18 protein-coding genes are annotated in these 17,105 nt (G+C 36.6%); 10 read left to right on the top strand and 8 right to left on the bottom strand.

Annotation, left to right across the window (positions count from 1 at the left end; genetic code table 11):
* Nucleotides 1–15: 15 nt before the first annotated feature.
* On the bottom strand, nucleotides 16–645 hold the full coding sequence (locus EZ456_RS14610; RefSeq protein ID WP_131531302.1) for a hypothetical protein: 630 nt from the start codon (nucleotides 643–645) through the stop codon (nucleotides 16–18).
* A 90-nt stretch (nucleotides 646–735) separates the two neighbouring features.
* On the opposite strand from EZ456_RS14610, the gene EZ456_RS14615 reads away from it, so the two are divergent.
* The 6 genes from EZ456_RS14615 (at nucleotide 736) to murA (ending at nucleotide 7,305) form a co-directional block, all read left to right on the top strand.
* On the top strand, nucleotides 736–2,412 hold the full coding sequence (locus EZ456_RS14615; RefSeq protein WP_131531304.1) for a helix-hairpin-helix domain-containing protein: 1,677 nt from the start codon (nucleotides 736–738) through the stop codon (nucleotides 2,410–2,412).
* Nucleotides 2,413–2,561: 149 nt separating this feature from the next.
* Entirely contained in the window at nucleotides 2,562–3,164 is a 603-nt protein-coding gene (locus EZ456_RS14620; protein WP_131531306.1) for a DUF4254 domain-containing protein, read from the top strand.
* Between the two features lie 110 nt (nucleotides 3,165–3,274).
* Entirely contained in the window at nucleotides 3,275–4,306 is a 1,032-nt protein-coding gene (locus EZ456_RS14625; protein WP_131531308.1) for a glycosyltransferase family 9 protein, read from the top strand.
* Complete coding sequence (locus tag EZ456_RS14630; RefSeq protein WP_131531310.1) at nucleotides 4,299–4,796, top strand: SixA phosphatase family protein; 498 nt, start codon at nucleotides 4,299–4,301, stop codon at nucleotides 4,794–4,796. Before EZ456_RS14625 ends, EZ456_RS14630 begins: the two co-directional genes overlap by 8 nt.
* 408 nt (nucleotides 4,797–5,204) lie before the next feature.
* Nucleotides 5,205–5,897, top strand: coding sequence for a DUF4290 domain-containing protein (locus tag EZ456_RS14635; RefSeq protein WP_131531313.1), 693 nt, complete (start codon nucleotides 5,205–5,207; stop codon nucleotides 5,895–5,897).
* Nucleotides 5,898–5,979: 82 nt separating this feature from the next.
* Entirely contained in the window at nucleotides 5,980–7,305 is a 1,326-nt protein-coding gene (gene murA, locus EZ456_RS14640; protein WP_131531315.1) for a UDP-N-acetylglucosamine 1-carboxyvinyltransferase, read from the top strand.
* Between the two features lie 274 nt (nucleotides 7,306–7,579).
* On the opposite strand, the gene EZ456_RS14645 is transcribed toward murA, so the two are convergent.
* The 7 genes from EZ456_RS14645 to EZ456_RS14675 form a co-directional block, all read right to left on the bottom strand.
* Entirely contained in the window at nucleotides 7,580–8,941 is a 1,362-nt protein-coding gene (locus tag EZ456_RS14645) for a pyridoxal-phosphate dependent enzyme (protein WP_131531318.1), read from the bottom strand.
* 157 nt (nucleotides 8,942–9,098) lie between these two features.
* A complete protein-coding gene (dprA, locus tag EZ456_RS14650) occupies nucleotides 9,099–10,193 on the bottom strand; it encodes a DNA-processing protein DprA (protein WP_131531320.1) in 1,095 nt (364 codons plus the stop codon).
* 51 nt (nucleotides 10,194–10,244) lie between these two features.
* Nucleotides 10,245–10,511 (bottom strand): hypothetical protein, encoded by a 267-nt coding sequence (locus EZ456_RS14655; protein ID WP_108200553.1) that lies wholly within the window; start codon nucleotides 10,509–10,511, stop codon nucleotides 10,245–10,247.
* A gap of 148 nt (nucleotides 10,512–10,659) precedes the next feature.
* Nucleotides 10,660–12,150, bottom strand: a complete 1,491-nt coding sequence (locus EZ456_RS14660; RefSeq protein WP_131531322.1) for a S41 family peptidase — start codon at nucleotides 12,148–12,150, stop codon at nucleotides 10,660–10,662.
* Nucleotides 12,151–12,152: 2 nt separating this feature from the next.
* Nucleotides 12,153–12,761, bottom strand: a complete 609-nt coding sequence (locus EZ456_RS14665; protein WP_131531324.1) for an HAD hydrolase-like protein — start codon at nucleotides 12,759–12,761, stop codon at nucleotides 12,153–12,155.
* Nucleotide 12,762: 1 nt separating this feature from the next.
* A complete protein-coding gene (locus tag EZ456_RS14670) occupies nucleotides 12,763–13,242 on the bottom strand; it encodes an ATP-grasp domain-containing protein (RefSeq protein ID WP_131531326.1) in 480 nt (159 codons plus the stop codon).
* 72 nt (nucleotides 13,243–13,314) lie between these two features.
* Nucleotides 13,315–13,965 (bottom strand): ABC transporter ATP-binding protein, encoded by a 651-nt coding sequence (locus EZ456_RS14675; RefSeq protein WP_131531327.1) that lies wholly within the window; start codon nucleotides 13,963–13,965, stop codon nucleotides 13,315–13,317.
* Between the two features lie 203 nt (nucleotides 13,966–14,168).
* Between EZ456_RS14675 and EZ456_RS14680 the strand changes: the two genes are divergently transcribed.
* From EZ456_RS14680 to EZ456_RS14695, 4 genes are read left to right on the top strand one after another with little or no spacing between them, the layout of a single operon-like run.
* Nucleotides 14,169–14,804, top strand: coding sequence for a hypothetical protein (locus EZ456_RS14680; protein WP_131531329.1), 636 nt, complete (start codon nucleotides 14,169–14,171; stop codon nucleotides 14,802–14,804).
* A 2-nt stretch (nucleotides 14,805–14,806) separates the two neighbouring features.
* A complete protein-coding gene (locus tag EZ456_RS14685) occupies nucleotides 14,807–15,103 on the top strand; it encodes a winged helix-turn-helix domain-containing protein (protein WP_057932898.1) in 297 nt (98 codons plus the stop codon).
* Between the two features lie 49 nt (nucleotides 15,104–15,152).
* Nucleotides 15,153–15,464 (top strand): hypothetical protein, encoded by a 312-nt coding sequence (locus EZ456_RS14690; RefSeq protein ID WP_131531330.1) that lies wholly within the window; start codon nucleotides 15,153–15,155, stop codon nucleotides 15,462–15,464.
* A gap of 12 nt (nucleotides 15,465–15,476) precedes the next feature.
* Entirely contained in the window at nucleotides 15,477–17,048 is a 1,572-nt protein-coding gene (locus tag EZ456_RS14695; protein WP_131531331.1) for a DUF4153 domain-containing protein, read from the top strand.
* Nucleotides 17,049–17,105: the final 57 nt, after the last annotated feature.

Raw genomic sequence — 17,105 nt, forward strand, 5'->3', positions numbered from 1 at the left:
CATCTCACATCATCCCTACTCAATCAGTTTCCACTCAGGGTGCAGCGTTAAATAAGTTGCATTAACCGAAGTATTTGCCCGATGAACGGTTAAAGAAATGCTTTTCCCCTTTAAAAATTCAAATCCAATCCCATCTTTTTGGGCATCGTAAACAGTTACAGTATCTTTATCTTCATTTAAATAGGAAGAAAGCTTTTTGATAGACGGAAATTTTAGTTTTGTATCTTCCAAAGTAATACCTGTTGCCAAACCATCTTGCGTTTTAAACTTATTGGAGGTAATTCTGATCTCTTTCACATCTTTTATAAGCATACTTGTATCGCGATAAGAAGAATATACGGCAATTTCGTTGGGATGCTTCCCAGTCGAATCGTCGCTATACCAAATCCCCCAGGCTTTTCCCATTGCGGCATCACCTGCATTTGGCCTGCCCAATTTTATCCCAACCTGCTCCATGTCTTCTCCAAGTGTAATTTCGCCCACTGAACGACCAGCCACAATCAAAAATCTTTCATCAACAGGTTGCATTGTGACCGATGTTAAATTACTTATAGAATCTGTTTTGTTCTGATCTGTTTTATTGGCAGATTGACAAGCCACCAGGCTTATACTTAATCCCAAAAGCGCAAATTTTATAGATTTCATCAGTGTAAAACAACGCTTTAATAAAATTGTGTTTATAATTTTAGGAGCGCGGTAAAGATTTGAGGCATTATTTCCTAATTTTACCTCCTTATGGAAAACAAAACCATCGCCCGCACCTTACGCCTGTTATCGCAGCTTATGGAACTGCATGATGAAAATCCTTTCAAAATTAAATCTGTTGCAAATGCCTATTTTAAAGTAGATAAACTGCCTTTTGCATTAAAAGACAAACCCTTAGATGACCTGGATAAAATTGAAGGTATTGGTAAAGGACTGGCTTCCAAAATCATAGAGCTTCTTCAAACCGGAGAACTGAAAGAACTTAACGAGATCATCCAGAAAACGCCAGAAGGTGTAGTAGAAATGCTGGCGATTAAAGGCATCGGTCCGAAAAAGATTTCTATTATTTGGCATAATCTCGGGATTGAAAGCATTGGTGAACTATATTACGCCTGCAACGAGAACCGTTTAATTGAAGCCAAAGGTTTTGGTTTAAAAACGCAGGAAGAAATTAAAAATGCCATCGAATTTAAATTGGCTGCCAACGGACGCTTTTTATATGCCCAGGTTGAAGGGTTTGCTAAAACCTTATTTACCCAGCTTTCTGATTGGACTGCAAAAATTGATACTGATGCACTTTTGGGTTTCGCCGGTCAGTACCGCCGTGCATGTGAGATTATTGATGAATTGGAAATTGTAGTTGGTACAGCACAAATCGATGCTGTTAAACAGAACCTACCTACGTTCGAGCCACTTTCGCTCATAGAAGCCAAAAATTCTTTTATCTGCACCACTGAAGCAGGATTTAGGATAAAAATCCATGTTGTTAAAAAAGCTGAATTCTATTGGCAATGGTTTAAATTAACAGGAAATACCGAACATGTAGAAAAAGTGCTAACATTAGCTGGTGAAGGACCCTTTGCAAATGAAGAAGAAATTTACAGCAAAGCTGGCCTATCTTTTATCGAACCTGAGCTTCGTGAAGATTTCGACGAACTTGAACTAGCAAAAGCAAATAAACTTCCAACTTTAATCCAATATGAAGACTTGAAAGGCAGTTTGCACAATCACTCTACCTGGAGCGATGGCGTACATACTTTAGAACAAATGGCCGTATATTGTAAAGAGAACTTAAATCTTCAATATTTAGGCATCTGCGATCACTCTAAAACCGCTGTGTATGCAAAAGGTTTAAACGAGCAACGTGTTTTTGGTCAACACCAGGAAATTGATGAACTAAATAAAAAATTGGCTCCTTTTAAAATTTTCAAAGGCATCGAGAGCGACATTTTAAGTGATGGCTCATTGGATTATTCGGATGATATTTTAAAAACATTCGATTTTGTTGTAGCGTCTGTTCACAGCAATTTACGCATGGAAGAAGCCAAAGCGACTGCACGTTTGTTAAAAGCTATCGAAAACCCATATACCACCATTTTAGGACACCCGACTGGCCGTTTATTATTAAGCAGAGCCGGATACCCGATAGATTATAAAAAAATTATTGATGCTTGTGCAGCAAACAAGGTAGTGATCGAAATCAATGCAAATCCTTTACGCTTGGATTTAGATTGGCGCTGGCACCGTTATGCTTTAGAAAAAGGCGTTTTACTTTCCGTAAATCCAGATGCCCACCGTACCGAAGGTTTCCACGATATGCAGTACGGTATTTTAGTGGCCCGTAAAGGTGGTTTAAGTGCTGAAAAATGTTTGAATGCTTTTTCATTAGAAGAGATAACCGCGTATTTTAATGCGAAGAAGGGTTAGCGGTTAGCGGTTAGCGGTTAGCGGTTAGCGAAAAACAGGTCTTAAATTATCTTGTTTTAAATTTTACTAAAAAGAAATCTGTGTAATATCTAAATCTGTGTAATCAAACCGAAAGGAAAATCTATTTAATCTTTTAATATCTTTGCCCCATGATAAGTGAAATTGCCAACCGCATATTTAATCAAGTAATTACAGACTACCATAAGTTTGATGATATTGACCATCCGGTTGAAAACCCATACGATGCCGAAAGTTTAGAGCATCTTTTTTACGTTAAAAACTGGATCGATACCGCCCAGTGGCACATGGAAGATGTAGTACGCAATCCGCAGATTGATCCTGTTGAAGGCTTGAGCTGGAAAAGGCGCATAGATGCACAAAACCAGGTAAGAACCGATATGGTTGAATTTATTGATGGTTATTTCTTAAACCTTTACCAGGGAATTTCAGCTTTGCCAGATGCAAAAATCAATACAGAAAGTCCTGCATGGGCAATAGACAGGCTTTCTATACTGGCACTAAAAATTTACCATATGCAGGAAGAGGCTGAACGCGAAAGTGCATCAGCTGAGCACCGTGAACAATGCCAGACTAAATTAAATGTATTGTTATCGCAACGCGAGGATTTATCAAACAGTATCGACGAATTATTGGCCGATATTGAGGCAGGTAAAAAATACATGAAAGTATATAAACAAATGAAAATGTATAACGACCCGAGTTTAAATCCGGTGTTGTATAATAAAGGTTAAAGACTAAAGCTGAAAGGCTAAAGCGAAAAGTATAAAAATTAATCACTCGCAAAGACACGAAAAACACAAAGAATGCCTTGGTGCTCTTTGTGCCTTCGTGGTAAAACATTATGGCCGCAACCCAAAAAATTATTGTTTTACGCTTTTCGGCTATGGGCGATGTGGCCATGGTAGCCTCTGTTTTACGCGAATTTTCTGAGCAAAACCCATCTGCAGAAATCATCATGGTGAGTAGACCTGCTTTTAAGCCATTTTTCGACGGCATACCTAATCTGATCTTCCACCCTATCCAGCCTAAAACCATCCACAAAGGAATTGACGGCCTATACAAACTCTATCAGGAGCTCCGCAGCTATAAGCCAAACGCGATAGCCGATTTACACGACAATTTAAGAAGTAGAGCAATTTCTACTTTTTTTAGGCTAACGGGCACAAAAATTAGGCGGATAGATAAAGGAAGAGCAGAGAAAAAAAGATTAACACGTAACAATAACAAAGTTTTTAAGCCCATCAGAAAAACCGTAGAGCGTTATGCTGATGTATTTCGCGAATTAGGATTTAATGTTAAACTCAGTCATAAATTAAATAACGCTCCGCAAGAAATTCCAGTAAAGGCACATCATTTATTTGCTAATAAAACCACCAAAAAAGTAGGCATATCTCCCTTCGCGCAGCACGTTTATAAAGTATATGCTTTTGAAAAAATGGAAGAGGTAATTGCCTCATTAAACAGACTGGGCTACGAACTTTTCATATTTGGTGGTGGTAAAACAGAACAAATAGTTGCCGAAAACTGGACTAAAACGTATAAAAACGTTTATAATTTAATCGGTAATTTTAACTTAACAGAGGAGCTTGCCATGATCTCGAACTTAGATGTAATGTTAAGTATGGACTCATCTGGCATGCACATGGCATCGCTTGTTGGTGTACCTGTAGTATCTATTTGGGGGCCAACACATCCCTATGCGGGCTTTTTAGGGTACGGACAATTGGAGAGCGATTGTATCCAGATTGATCATCCTAGTAGACCTAATTCAATTTATGGAAACAAACCCTGCCTTTGTGGTGTTGAAAACTGCATAGACTTAATTAAACCTGAAACAATTGTAGATAAAATTAAAGAGAAATTAAATGGCTAAGCAATTACTTTTAGTTCGTCACGGCAAATCGGATTGGGGAAATTTAGATTTAAAAGATTTCGACCGGCCGCTAAACAAACGTGGCAAAGAAAATGCACCGGAAATGGCTGAAAGACTGGTTAATAAAGGTTTCAAAATAGATTTAATGGTAAGTAGTCTGGCGAAAAGAGCCAAATCTACAGCCAAATATTTTGCAGAAGCCTACAATATTGATCAGATCCAGTTCGAAGAATCTATTTACGAGGCCAATACCTCTGCTCTGTTTAAAGTGCTTAATGGCTTGGATGATGCGGCCGAAAAAGTAGTGATGTTTGGTCATAACCCAGGTTTTACAGATTTTGCGAATGAGTTATGCGATGCCGATATTTACAACATCCCTACTGCAGGTATGGTATTAATCTCTTTTCCTTTTGATTCGTGGCAAATGGTAAGCAAAGGAACAGGAGAATTGGTGTTTTTTGATTACCCGAAAAATAGTGATGAAGTTTAAAGTTGATTTTTCATCATTAAGGGATTAAGATCATTAAGGCTAATAACCAGTCAATAACTTGCCACGGAAGCACAGATTACACGGAAATTGGCGTTAGAAAGGTTTTTCCCGACAAGCATAATCCACTGTTAAACAAACCCGATGGGACGAATGCCGATCCTTCTTCGGCAGTAGGGATAGCAGGGCTGAATAAGCCAAGAAGTACTGACGAACATTTCCAAAAAAAAATGCGCCCATTTAAAATATAACAAATCAGGTAAGAATACCCGAAATAAAATATTTTTATTATCTTTGAATATATAAAACGAAAATCTGGCAATAGACATTTCGGTGAATTCATAACCTAAACTCTTCTGGTTATTTCATAATTCGTATCGCCAGAAAATTTATCCATTAATTTATCTGTACATGAATTTTGATTATAATACTACGCGTAGCCATTTAATTTTATCTGAATATGGCCGTAACGTACAAAACATGGTGAAGTATATCTGCGAATTACCAACCATTGAAGAACGTAATAAATATGCCCAGGCCGTTATCGACCTGATGGGTTTTTTGCAACCACATTTGCGTGATGTTGCCGATTTCAAGCATAAACTTTGGGATCACCTGCACATTATTTCTGGCTACCAGATTGATGTAGATAGTCCATACCCAAAACCATTAATTGAGAACGCTTACATTAAACCGGAGCCACTAGCCTATCCTCAACAAAGAATTACCTACAAACACTATGGTAAAACGGTTGAAAATCTGATTGAGAAAGCCATGCGTGAAGAAAATCCAGAGCAGAAAAAAGCAATGGTTCAGGGAATCGCGAACTTTATGAAAATGGCTTATGTTACCTGGAATAAGGATAATGTAAGTGATGATACCATTATTAAGGATTTAAAATATCTTTCTGGCGGATTGTTATCTCTTGACGAGGGTGTTAACCTTGCTAAAGTTGAATTTAGGGCGCAAAATCCACGTCAAAGCAATAGCAACAACAATAACCGCGGAAGAAGCAACAACAATAATAACAACAACGGAAAAAACCGTCAAAATAATAACAACAATAACCGCAGGCCGAACAACAACAATAAACCTAAATATTAAAGGTGAAGTGTAAAAGGTAGAAGGTGGAAGGTTAAAGCCCGACACTAATATACTTGATACCTGATACTAAATAAAAAAATATATGAACGCATTTGAAATAACAGGCGGAATTAAATTAAAAGGCGAAATCACCCCTCAGGGAGCCAAAAATGAAGCTTTACAGATTTTATCGGCTGTATTGCTTACCGAAAAGAAAGTAACCGTCAGCAATATTCCTGATATTAAGGATGTAAACAAACTGATTGAATTACTTGGCGATTTAGGTGTTACCGTTGAGCGGATTAATAAAGATACCTATACTTTTGAAGCTAAAAATATTGATTTGAATTTCTTTGAATCTGATACTTTTAAAGCCAAAGGTGGTGGTTTACGTGGTTCGATTATGATAGTTGGGCCATTGTTGGCGCGTTTTGGTAGAGCAGCAATCCCTAAACCGGGCGGTGATAAAATTGGCCGTAGAAGATTGGACACACACTTTATCGGTTTCGAAAAATTAGGAGCAAAATTCGTATACGATAGCAAAAAAGCTTTCTTTAACGTAGATGCAACCAATTTACAGGGTGCTTACATTTTGTTAGATGAAGCATCGGTAACCGGAACGGCAAATATTGTGATGGCAGCTGTTTTAGCTAAAGGCACTACCACCATTTATAATGCCGCCTGCGAACCCTATTTACAGCAACTTTGCAAAATGCTTAACCGCATGGGCGCAAAAATATCGGGTATTGGCTCTAACTTATTAACCATCGAAGGTGTTAGTGTTTTAGGTGGAACTGAACATAGAATGCTGCCGGATATGATCGAAATTGGCTCTTTTATTGGCATGGCAGCGATGACAGAATCTGAAATCACCATCAAAAACGTTTGTTATGATGAATTGGGTGTAATTCCAGAGGTTTTCAAAAAACTCGGAATTAAATTAGAACGTCGTGGCGATGACATTTATGTTCCTTCTCAAAAACATTACGAAATCGATACTTTTATCGATGGCTCGATTTTAACCATTGCCGATTCTCCTTGGCCAGGTTTTACGCCTGATTTATTGAGTATTGTTTTGGTTGTAGCTACACAAGCAAAAGGAAACGTTTTAATCCACCAGAAAATGTTCGAAAGCCGTTTATTCTTTGTGGATAAACTAATTGATATGGGTGCTCAAATTATCTTATGTGATCCACACCGCGCAACGGTTAACGGTATCGATAAAAAATATAAACTTCGTGGAATCAGCATGACTTCTCCTGATATCAGAGCCGGAGTTTCACTGCTAATTGCAGCTTTATCTGCTGAAGGTAAATCGACCATCTATAACATCGAGCAGATTGAACGTGGTTACCAGGACATCGACACCCGTTTACGTGCCTTAGGTGCGCAGATTAAGCGTGTTAATGCAGATGCACCGAGTCATTAAGCTTAAAGAGCAGAAAGACTAAAGCTTAAAGTGAAAATACATAACATAAAAACGCCTGAGTAAAAATTTTACTTGGGCATTTTTATGACTTTTCCTTATTACTATTTGATTGCCGTCTCGATCAGATAGCTATCGGATGGAGCACAGTCCCGAACATTCGGGAGAGAGATCTTTAAACTATATTTTTGCGAATAGATTTCTCAGCTACGCTCGAAATGACGATTAATCTAGTCCCCCCTAATCCATCCCACATTCCCCATCTTACATCTATTTCCTACCCCGATATTGCGTTAATAATATCGTACTGTGTGATAATTTCGATCTTACCTGATTCATCTTCAACCAATACAGCAGAATTTTCTTTATTGATCAATGAAGAAATTTTATCAATTGAGGTATTCAAATCAACAAATGGGAAAGTAGCCGTCATGATTTCTGAAATTGCGGCCGATTTTAAGCCTGGATTTTCAAGCAGTGCACTTAATATATCACTTTCTGCAATTTTACCCACAATCATTCCTTGCTGTGTTACCGGAATTTGAGAGATATTCATCGATTTAATGGTATTGATCGCCTCGAGCACCGATTTTTGCGCATCAAGTGTTACAATCTCTGTGCTTTCTTTTTTAGCTAAGATAGATTTAGCGGTTAATTTTTCGTCCTGCAAGAATCCGCGTTCGCGTAACCAATCTTCATTATACATTTTGCCCATGTAACGGCTACCATGATCGTGAAAAATAACCACAACAACATCTTCTGGCTTCAGTTTATCTTTTAACTGGATTAATCCACCAATAGCAGCACCAGCCGAGTTACCCACGAAAATACCTTCTTTACGGGCAATATCGCGTGTCATTAAAGCAGCATCTTTATCCGTAACCTTTTCAAATAGATCGATCACATCAAAATTGACGTTTGCTGGAAGGAAATCTTCGCCAATACCTTCTGTGATATATGGATAAATTTCATCCTTATCAAATATGCCCGTCTCTTTATATTTCTTGAAAACCGAGCCATAGGTATCGATTCCCCAGACTTTAATATTTGGATTCTTTTCTTTCAAATATCTCCCGGTTCCGGAAATGGTTCCACCAGTACCCACACCAACCACTAAGTGTGTAATTTTACCTTCTGTCTGCTCCCATATCTCAGGCCCAGTTTGCTCATAATGTGCCTGAGAGTTGGCTAAGTTATCATACTGATTGGGTTTCCATGAATTTGGAACCTCGCGTTCTAAACGCGAAGAAACAGAATAATAAGAACGGGGATCTTCAGGTTCAACGTTTGTAGGACAAACGATTACTTCGGCACCAAAGGCCCGTAAAGCATCAACTTTTTCTTTCGATTGTTTATCCGTTGTGGTAAAAATACATTTGTAACCTTTAATAATAGCCGCCATAGCTAAGCCCATACCCGTATTTCCGGATGTTCCTTCTATAATTGTTCCGCCTGGTTTTAGTTTACCGCTTTTCTCGGCATCTTCAATCATTTTAACCGCCATACGGTCTTTAATTGAATTGCCTGGATTAGTAGTCTCTATTTTCGCCAGGATTGTTCCCGGAACTCCTTTTGTTATCGTATTTAATTTGACCAATGGCGTATTGCCAATAGTTTCTAAAATATTATTGTACCACATATTACAAAATTAAGCAAAGGCATTAAGTATTTTACAAACTATATTTTATTTGAAACATAATTTTGAAAATAATAATTTAAAAGAATTTAATTGTATAATCTATAATTATGATAGGCATTATAGATTGATTATTGGGTAAAATACAATTTCAATTCTCTCATAGGCGTTTATATATTTTTCCTGGTAGCGAAACAATAATCCCCTGCATCTCTAATGTAAGGATTACGATTGCCAGTTTACTTTGCTGAATATTCAATTGAGCACAAAGTTCATCTATAGAAAGCTGACCATTTTGTAATGCATCAACAACACGCTGTTCGTTAGGGGTAAGACTTAACTGCAACGTGGTTTGTTGGGTATTGTGCTTTACCTTCACTTCATCATCCCAACCCAAATAATAAATCAGATCATTAGCATTATTTATTAATCCGGCTCTATTGGTCTTAATCAGGAAATTACAGCCTTCCGAAAAAACATCATTTGTTCTACCCGGAAAAGCATATACATCTTTATTGTAAGAATTTGCGATTTCTGCGGTTATTAAGGCGCCTCCCTTTATTGATGCTTCAACTACAACGGTAGCATCTGCAATCCCTGCAATAATCCGGTTTCTTTGCGGAAAATTCGGTCGATCGGGATTGGTCAGGATTGGAAACTCGGTGAGTAGGCTTCCATTCAAAACCATTTTCTGAGCAATCGGTTTATGAATTTTTGGATACATTCGATCTAAGCCATGACCAAGCACACCAACAGTTGGAATATTATTTACCAGGCATTCTTTATGTGCCGTTACATCAATGCCATAAGCCAAGCCACTAACTATCAAAACATTGTACGGCGCTAAAACTTCGCACAATTCCTTACAGAGATTTTTCCCATAGCTTGTTGCATTACGGGTTCCAACAATGCTGATGATACGCTGATGGTTAAAATCGACTGTACCTTTGGCATAAAGTAGAATAGGTGAATCGATACAATTCTTTAACCTTTTAGGATATTTTTCGTCAGAGAAAAACAATACTTCTATCCCATGTTTTTCAATAAATTCTAGTTCTTGCCTGGCCCTTACCAAAGCATCGGTACTACGAATGGCTTCAATTGTTTTCTCTCCAATACCTGGAATTTGTAAAAGCTGTTTTTTACTTGCAGAAAATACATTTTCGGCGCTTCCACAATAGGCAAGAAGGTTTTTGGCCGTTACCGGGCCAATAGATTTAATAAAAGTTAAGGCAATTTTATGGAGCATGCTCATGATCTGGTAAGGTTAAATAAATGCGGGATGATTTATTTCCTTAAAGCAAGCTTAAAAATCGATGTCGATTAAACTTTTTAATGGAATATGAATATTGTTTTTTAGTTGTATATATTTCTCTGTTACGGCCCAAACTGTAGTATCAACACGTTTTGGACCTATAGTAGTATTAAAAGTAATAACGGCTTTTGATTTAAATTCATTACCTAGCCTTTGCGCTTCATCGAGTTTGGTTTGCAACTCATTGGTATGATCCTCTTTTGCATTGATGATGTTTAAATAACTGATATGTTCCTTTTCTACAATTTCTATTGGCATGGTATCTCTTTAACGATTAATGTTAAACAAGCTTATCAATTTTTTATAAAAAAAGCAACTCTTATTTATTCGTTTTGTGTAATAATTATAAAAAAATGGCCAGATTTGAAGTACAAATCTGGCCGTTTCAGTATTAATTTGCAGCTAATTATTTAAATCTCAGCTTTCTGGTTTCAACCATTCCTTTAAATTCATGATCCATTTTACCAGAAAGATCTTGAACTTGGGTTTTAGATAGTGGTGAGGTACTACTAATGGGATTATCTTTAAGGAAAGAAGAGAAACCTCCATTGGCAGAATAGTATAGAGCCTGTGCTAATAGTTTTTCTGTTGGATCTCCAAAATCTTTGGTTACATCATCAAAAATATCTTTATCAACTGCCATTCCATCAAAATAACCGCCTTGGTTTAATTGATTTTTAGTTTCAAACTGAGGAATATATAAGTCGTTTTTATCTATACGGATGGAGAAAAAACCAACGGGTTTTCCATAGGTTTTCTTACCAATCAGTTTAACATCCATTACAGGTTTTAAATTATTAATTAACAACTCACTTGCTGATGCCGTACTACTGGTTACAATAAAGTAAACCCTGGTTAGGCTATTTAACGATCCACGTTTAGCAAAAACCTCTTGGTTTCCGGCTGCAACTGTAGGTTTATAAGAATAATCAAAATAAGAATACATCCGTGTTACACCATCATTACCTTTCGCATAAAACTTCTGATTTTGAAGAATTGTGGCTTGATTATCCTGCATGGTCTGCGTCCAGTAAGTAGTATACATCACTTTACCGTTTTGAGATGTTGGTGCAATCAAATTAGAAAACGCTTCTGACGTAGCTACTGAACCTCCGCCATTATAACGTAAATCGACAACAAGTTCAGTAATTCCCGCTGTCGAAAACTGTGTAAATGCTGCATCCAGGAAATCAGTTGAATTGGTGGTAAAACTGTTGAATACTATATATCCCACTTTTTTTGGTCCTACGGTGTAGGTTTTGGTAAAAAGTACCGGGTTGATATTATAACTTGCCTTGGTTATCGTTACATCCTGACTAGTACCATCTGGTTTTAAAACCGTCAATGCAACCGTTGGACTTGTGCCAAAAATAGCATTCACTACATAATCAATCCTTGCATCAGTGGTATTGATATCTGTGCTACCATTAATTTTTGTAATCTGATAACCTCTCTTTAAGCCTTGAACACCAGCAGGAGATGTTGCATATACATATTTAATTCTTAAATCATTCGAACCGGCAAAAAATACGGAGAAACCAAAATCTCCAGCTACGCCACCTAACTCGCCAGCTACAGTCCCGTCATCAATAAACGAATATTTATCTTTTCCTCCCGTACTTGGTAATGCTTTTAAAGCAGCTAAAACCGCATTGTTTGAACTATATTGTCTTGGATTAAAGGCAGAATAGCTTGGCATACCCACATTCCAATAATAAGTTTGCTGTGCATACAGGTAAATCGAATCTTTAGTTAACTCTGCCCGGGTTCCAGCAGTACCTTGTGGTGCCCCATCTCCATCTGGTGTATTATTTGATTTTTTACACGATGTTGTAAACCCAACCACAATGATCAAAGCACACAAAAATGTATTTTGCGAAATAAATTTTCTAAGCATATTTATTTGTAAATTTCTAGTGACTCAATATACGGCAAATTAATTAATTTAGATTGTTGCTCATCAAATTTATTTGCACCAACAACTAACGCTTGGTTATGTGATAAATTGTTGCTGTTTAATATGTTCTGAAAAATTTCTGATTTAGCTAAGCCAAGTTCCTCAACAAAATATACAGTAAGATATTGCTCTAGCCCATTCCACTCTGTTTGCTTAATTTTATTAAGTTGTTGCGCAGGGTTACCGGCAGTTACAATAAATATTTGTTTGCGGTCTACCACAAGTTCCTGCATAAACCCGAGCATATTTTTATAAAGCAAAAGTTTTAAAGGTAAACGGGCATTTTGATGCAGCATATCAAAATTATGCTGGTACTTCACATCAATAGCAAACTGGTTTGCTGTTTCCTCAAAAAGTTTTTCAGTACCATTACTCTCATATGCTGCACGCATAAATTCAAGAATAGGTTGTGCACTTTTTTGCTCAGTGTATTCTATAAACTGAGCAAACAGATAATAAACCTGCAGCAAATAATCCTTCTCTGGAAATAACACGTCATCCAATTCAAAAATTACAATCTGCTTATCTTTCACGTATTGATTTGCATCCATATTAAATTGTAAAAAGTTTTAAACCATCAGAATTATTATAACCAAATACGCCATTCAATTCTGAAGAAACATTTGTAGGCATAAGACTGCCATCGGTTGAAAAAATCTGATCACCATGAATAAACACCGCAAAATTTTGATATGTAACCTTTTCTTCAGCTAAATAGTCAGCAATTACATCAGCATTGGGCAACAACACCTGGATTCCATACTCTCCAAAAAGCACAGCAGATTTAGCCAGTGGCTCAAGCTCATAATGGTGCAAAGGGATAATACAATCTATGGCTTCGGTGATGCAAAAATTTAATAGAATGTGCGCGATACTATCTTTATTTAGCAGACCTAGCGACGAAAAGGCATAATTTTCAGTTATTATCCCCGGCACATCGCCATAATCGGCAAGTAAAACAAAATGACTGGGAAACGCTTTCATCAGCTTCAAAGCCTTGGCATTGTTCCCTCCTGTTATCAGTATTTTCAAGGTATAATTATTGAATGAATAAATTAGAATTATTGAATGATAGAATGACTGAATTAAAGAATGATCATGATCTTATACGATTAAACCATCCTTCATGCTAACCACACGGTCGCTGGTTTTTGCCAGGTGTTCATTGTGCGTAACAATTACAAACGTTTGATGGAAATTATCGCGCAAACTTACAAACAACTGGTGTAATCCGGCTGCATTTTCAGAGTCTAAATTCCCTGAAGGTTCATCAGCCAATATAATTGAAGGATTATTGATCAGTGCTCTTGCAATGGCCACACGCTGTTGCTCACCGCCAGACAGCTGATTGGGCTTATGTTGGGCTCTATCTTTTAATCCAAACAGATCTAACAGTTCAAATGCCCTGCTTTCGGCTTGTTTTTTATTGGTTTTAGCTATAAATGCCGGAATGCAAATATTTTCAATTGCACTAAATTCTGGCAACAAATGATGAAACTGAAATACAAAACCTATATTCTGATTGCGGAAAGTACTCAGCAAATCGCCATTCAATTTATTAATAACAGTGCCTTTTAATTCGACAGTACCATCATCAGGTTTATCTAATGTTCCTAAAATATGCAATAAAGTACTTTTTCCAGCACCAGATGGCCCAATAATACTTACAATCTCCCCTTTTTGTACTTCAAAATTTACGCCTTTTAAAATTTGCAGATTTCCGTACGATTTTCTTATTCCAGTGGCTTTTAGCATGCTCCAAATTTAATAAAAAATCAAAGACTAAAGCTAAAAGCATAAAGACTAAAGGCCAAAGCTAAAATTAGAAAAGCCAATCGCGAAAGATCGGGCTTTTTGAATCTGTGTAATCTCTAAATCTGTGTAATCATCCCGAAGGAAAAAATAATTTTGGAAATATCAAATTCTTATTTAACTTTGAAAAACAAAGCACTTTTAAAATGAGCACTCAAGAAGAACAATTAAATGCCTTAAAAGATATCAGACAAATGATGGATAGGTCATCAAGATTTATTTCTTTGAGCGGTTTATCTGGTGTTTTTGCGGGCGTTATCGCTTTAATTGGTGCTTATTTTGCCAACGATGAAATTAATAAATTCATCAACAGACGTGGCTATGGTTACGGTGTTGGTGGAGAAATGGACCTGGAATTTAACTTAATAAAACTTGGCATTTTCGTTTTAGTGATTGCTTTGGCTGGCGGCATTTTATTTACTTATCGGAAAAGTCAGAAAAACAATCTTCCCATCTGGGATAAAACCTCTAAATCACTTTTAATTAACTTATTTGTTCCATTGTTTGCAGGGGGATTATTTATTATTGCTTTATTGATTAACCATCCGAATACTTATAGCATTATTGCACCAAGCTGTTTAATTTTTTATGGTTTAGCGCTTATTAATGCCAGTAAATATACTTACAGTGACATTCGCTATCTGGGGCTTTGCGAGGTAATACTTGGATTGATCTGCATGTTTTATGTGGGTTATGGCTTAATTTTTTGGGCTTTTGGCTTTGGTATACTGCACATTGTTTATGGTCTTTTAATGTATTTTAAATATGAGAGAGGTCAGTAAGCATGAAAAACCCCATAGCAGATTTAAATAAAATATTCGATAGCCGGATCAGGTTGGGCGTAATGTCTATCCTGGTGGTAAACGACGAAATTGGCTTTAACGACTTGAAACAAATGCTCGAATTAACTGATGGCAATTTGGCTTCACATTTGAATACATTAGAACAGGCCGAATTTATTAAGGTACATAAAGGTTTTATCGGTAGAAAAACCAGTACCACCTATTCTATTACAGCTTTGGGCAAACAAGCCTTTAAAGCACATTTAGATGCACTTGAAAAAATGATCAAGAAACTATAAACAATTTTTTTTAACTATTTACTTTGAAATACAAAGCACTTTTAAAACCATGAAATTAGAAGAAATAAAAAGGCCTAAACTAATTGAAACCGGCAAATGGATGTCTGTATTTTCTGCGGCAATTGGCACCATCATACTTTTAGCATTCTTTGCTTTAAAAGTTGATGTGCTTATGTTCATCGGACTATTCTACATTTATTTTGCTACCGCAATAAATGGAATATTTTTCCTTATTCTTTTCTTCGAGTGTTTCAGGCAACAAGACCATTGGCGAAAAATTGCAGCCATCATGTTTTTCATGCTTCTAAACATTCCTTTAAGCATATTTTATTGCTTTTTAGCCTTAAACTTCAATCATTAAACCTTATTAAAAATGAAAAATAGATCCAACCTCTTATCACTCTCTGTCTTGCTGGGTGGCCTGCTGTTTACTTTTCTCTTTTGGAAAGAAAGATTAGCACTCAATTTGCTTATTTATAGCATTTATGTACTGGCTATCACTTTCATTAATCCCGATGTAGTTAAAAGTACCAAACTTAAAATTTATGGTTTAGCACATCTTTTGGCTACGGTACTGGTGGTGGTTAACAACTCTGATTTAACTGTTGCCACCTATTACATCAGCTTACTATTATTTATTGGTTTTAGCCATAACCAACAAATCAGAACAATTTTTACCGCTTTTCTCGCCAGTATTTTACAAATGATCACAGTTCCTTTTAATGCGATACGGCATCTAAGTAAAATAAGCATAGGCAATTTTAACCTAAAACCTATTTTTAAATTAATCAAGTACATTTTCATCCCGGTAATTGCCGTAATCTTTTTTACGTGTTTGTATTCTGCAGCCAATAATGTTTTTGCGCACTATGCCGAAAGCGCATTAACGAACATCGGACAGTTTTTTGAAAATATCCTTCATTTCTTTTTCAAAGATTTAAGTATCGGCCGCATCATGCATTTCTGTTTTGGATTAGTTTTAACAGGTGGTTTATTGCTTGCATTTTTTAATAACAGTTTAGAAAAAGCAGAACTGAAATGCAAGGAACAATTAGTAAGGATCAGGAAGATATTAGGTCAAAAAACGATTTGGTATAATATTGTAGAAACATTTAGCGGCAACCTCTTAACACGTAAAATGGCCCTAAAAACCGAATATATTGTGGGTGTAATTTCATTCATTGCACTTAACCTATTATTGTTGTTATTAAATGCCATTGATATTACCACGCTTTGGTTTGGCTACAAACCTTCGGGAAATTTCTCTGGAGAGTTACATCAGGGTACAAATGCCTTAATCTTTAGTATTGTAATGGCCATGGCTGTAATCCTTTACTTTTTTAGGGGGAATTTAAATTTTTACCACAAAAGCAAAACGCTAAGAGTACTTGCCTTTACCTGGATGGTTCAAAACTTCATCCTGATTATATCGGTATTTATTCGCGATGGTTATTATATAGAATTTCATGGTTTGACGCACAAAAGAATTGGCGTATTGGTATTTGCCATTCTTTGTATCATTGGTTTGGCAACTGTTTATTTTAAAGTAGCCAAGCAAAAAACCATATTCTATTTATTTAAAGTAAATGGAAATATCTGGTTCGCACTGCTGCTGGCCTTTAGCGTCATCAATTGGGATGTTTTAATTGTGAAGTATAACCTAAACCATGTCGATGCCGTTGCTATCGATCCTTATTATTTAACTTCTCTATCAGAAAAAACGCTTCCGTTCTTAGATAAAAACAGGTCGAAAATCCATCCCACCACAAATAGCGAAGCAGAGATTGCTAAAGTAGACCAGTCCGAAGAAGCACTAATGAAAAAATTAGATGAAAGGATTGGTTATTTTAAAGAACGATACGAGGAATCGAGCTGGCTCTCATGGAATTTACAAGATTGGAATACGGCAGAATATTTTGGATTAAATAAAAAACAACATGAATAGGCAACATAAAGTCATCGCAATGGTCCTAGCGCTTTTTGCTTTAACATGGTTTGCTAT

Origin of the sequence: Pedobacter psychrodurus, from assembly GCF_004331735.1 — a bacterium.
Lineage (GTDB): Bacteria > Bacteroidota > Bacteroidia > Sphingobacteriales > Sphingobacteriaceae > Pedobacter > Pedobacter psychrodurus.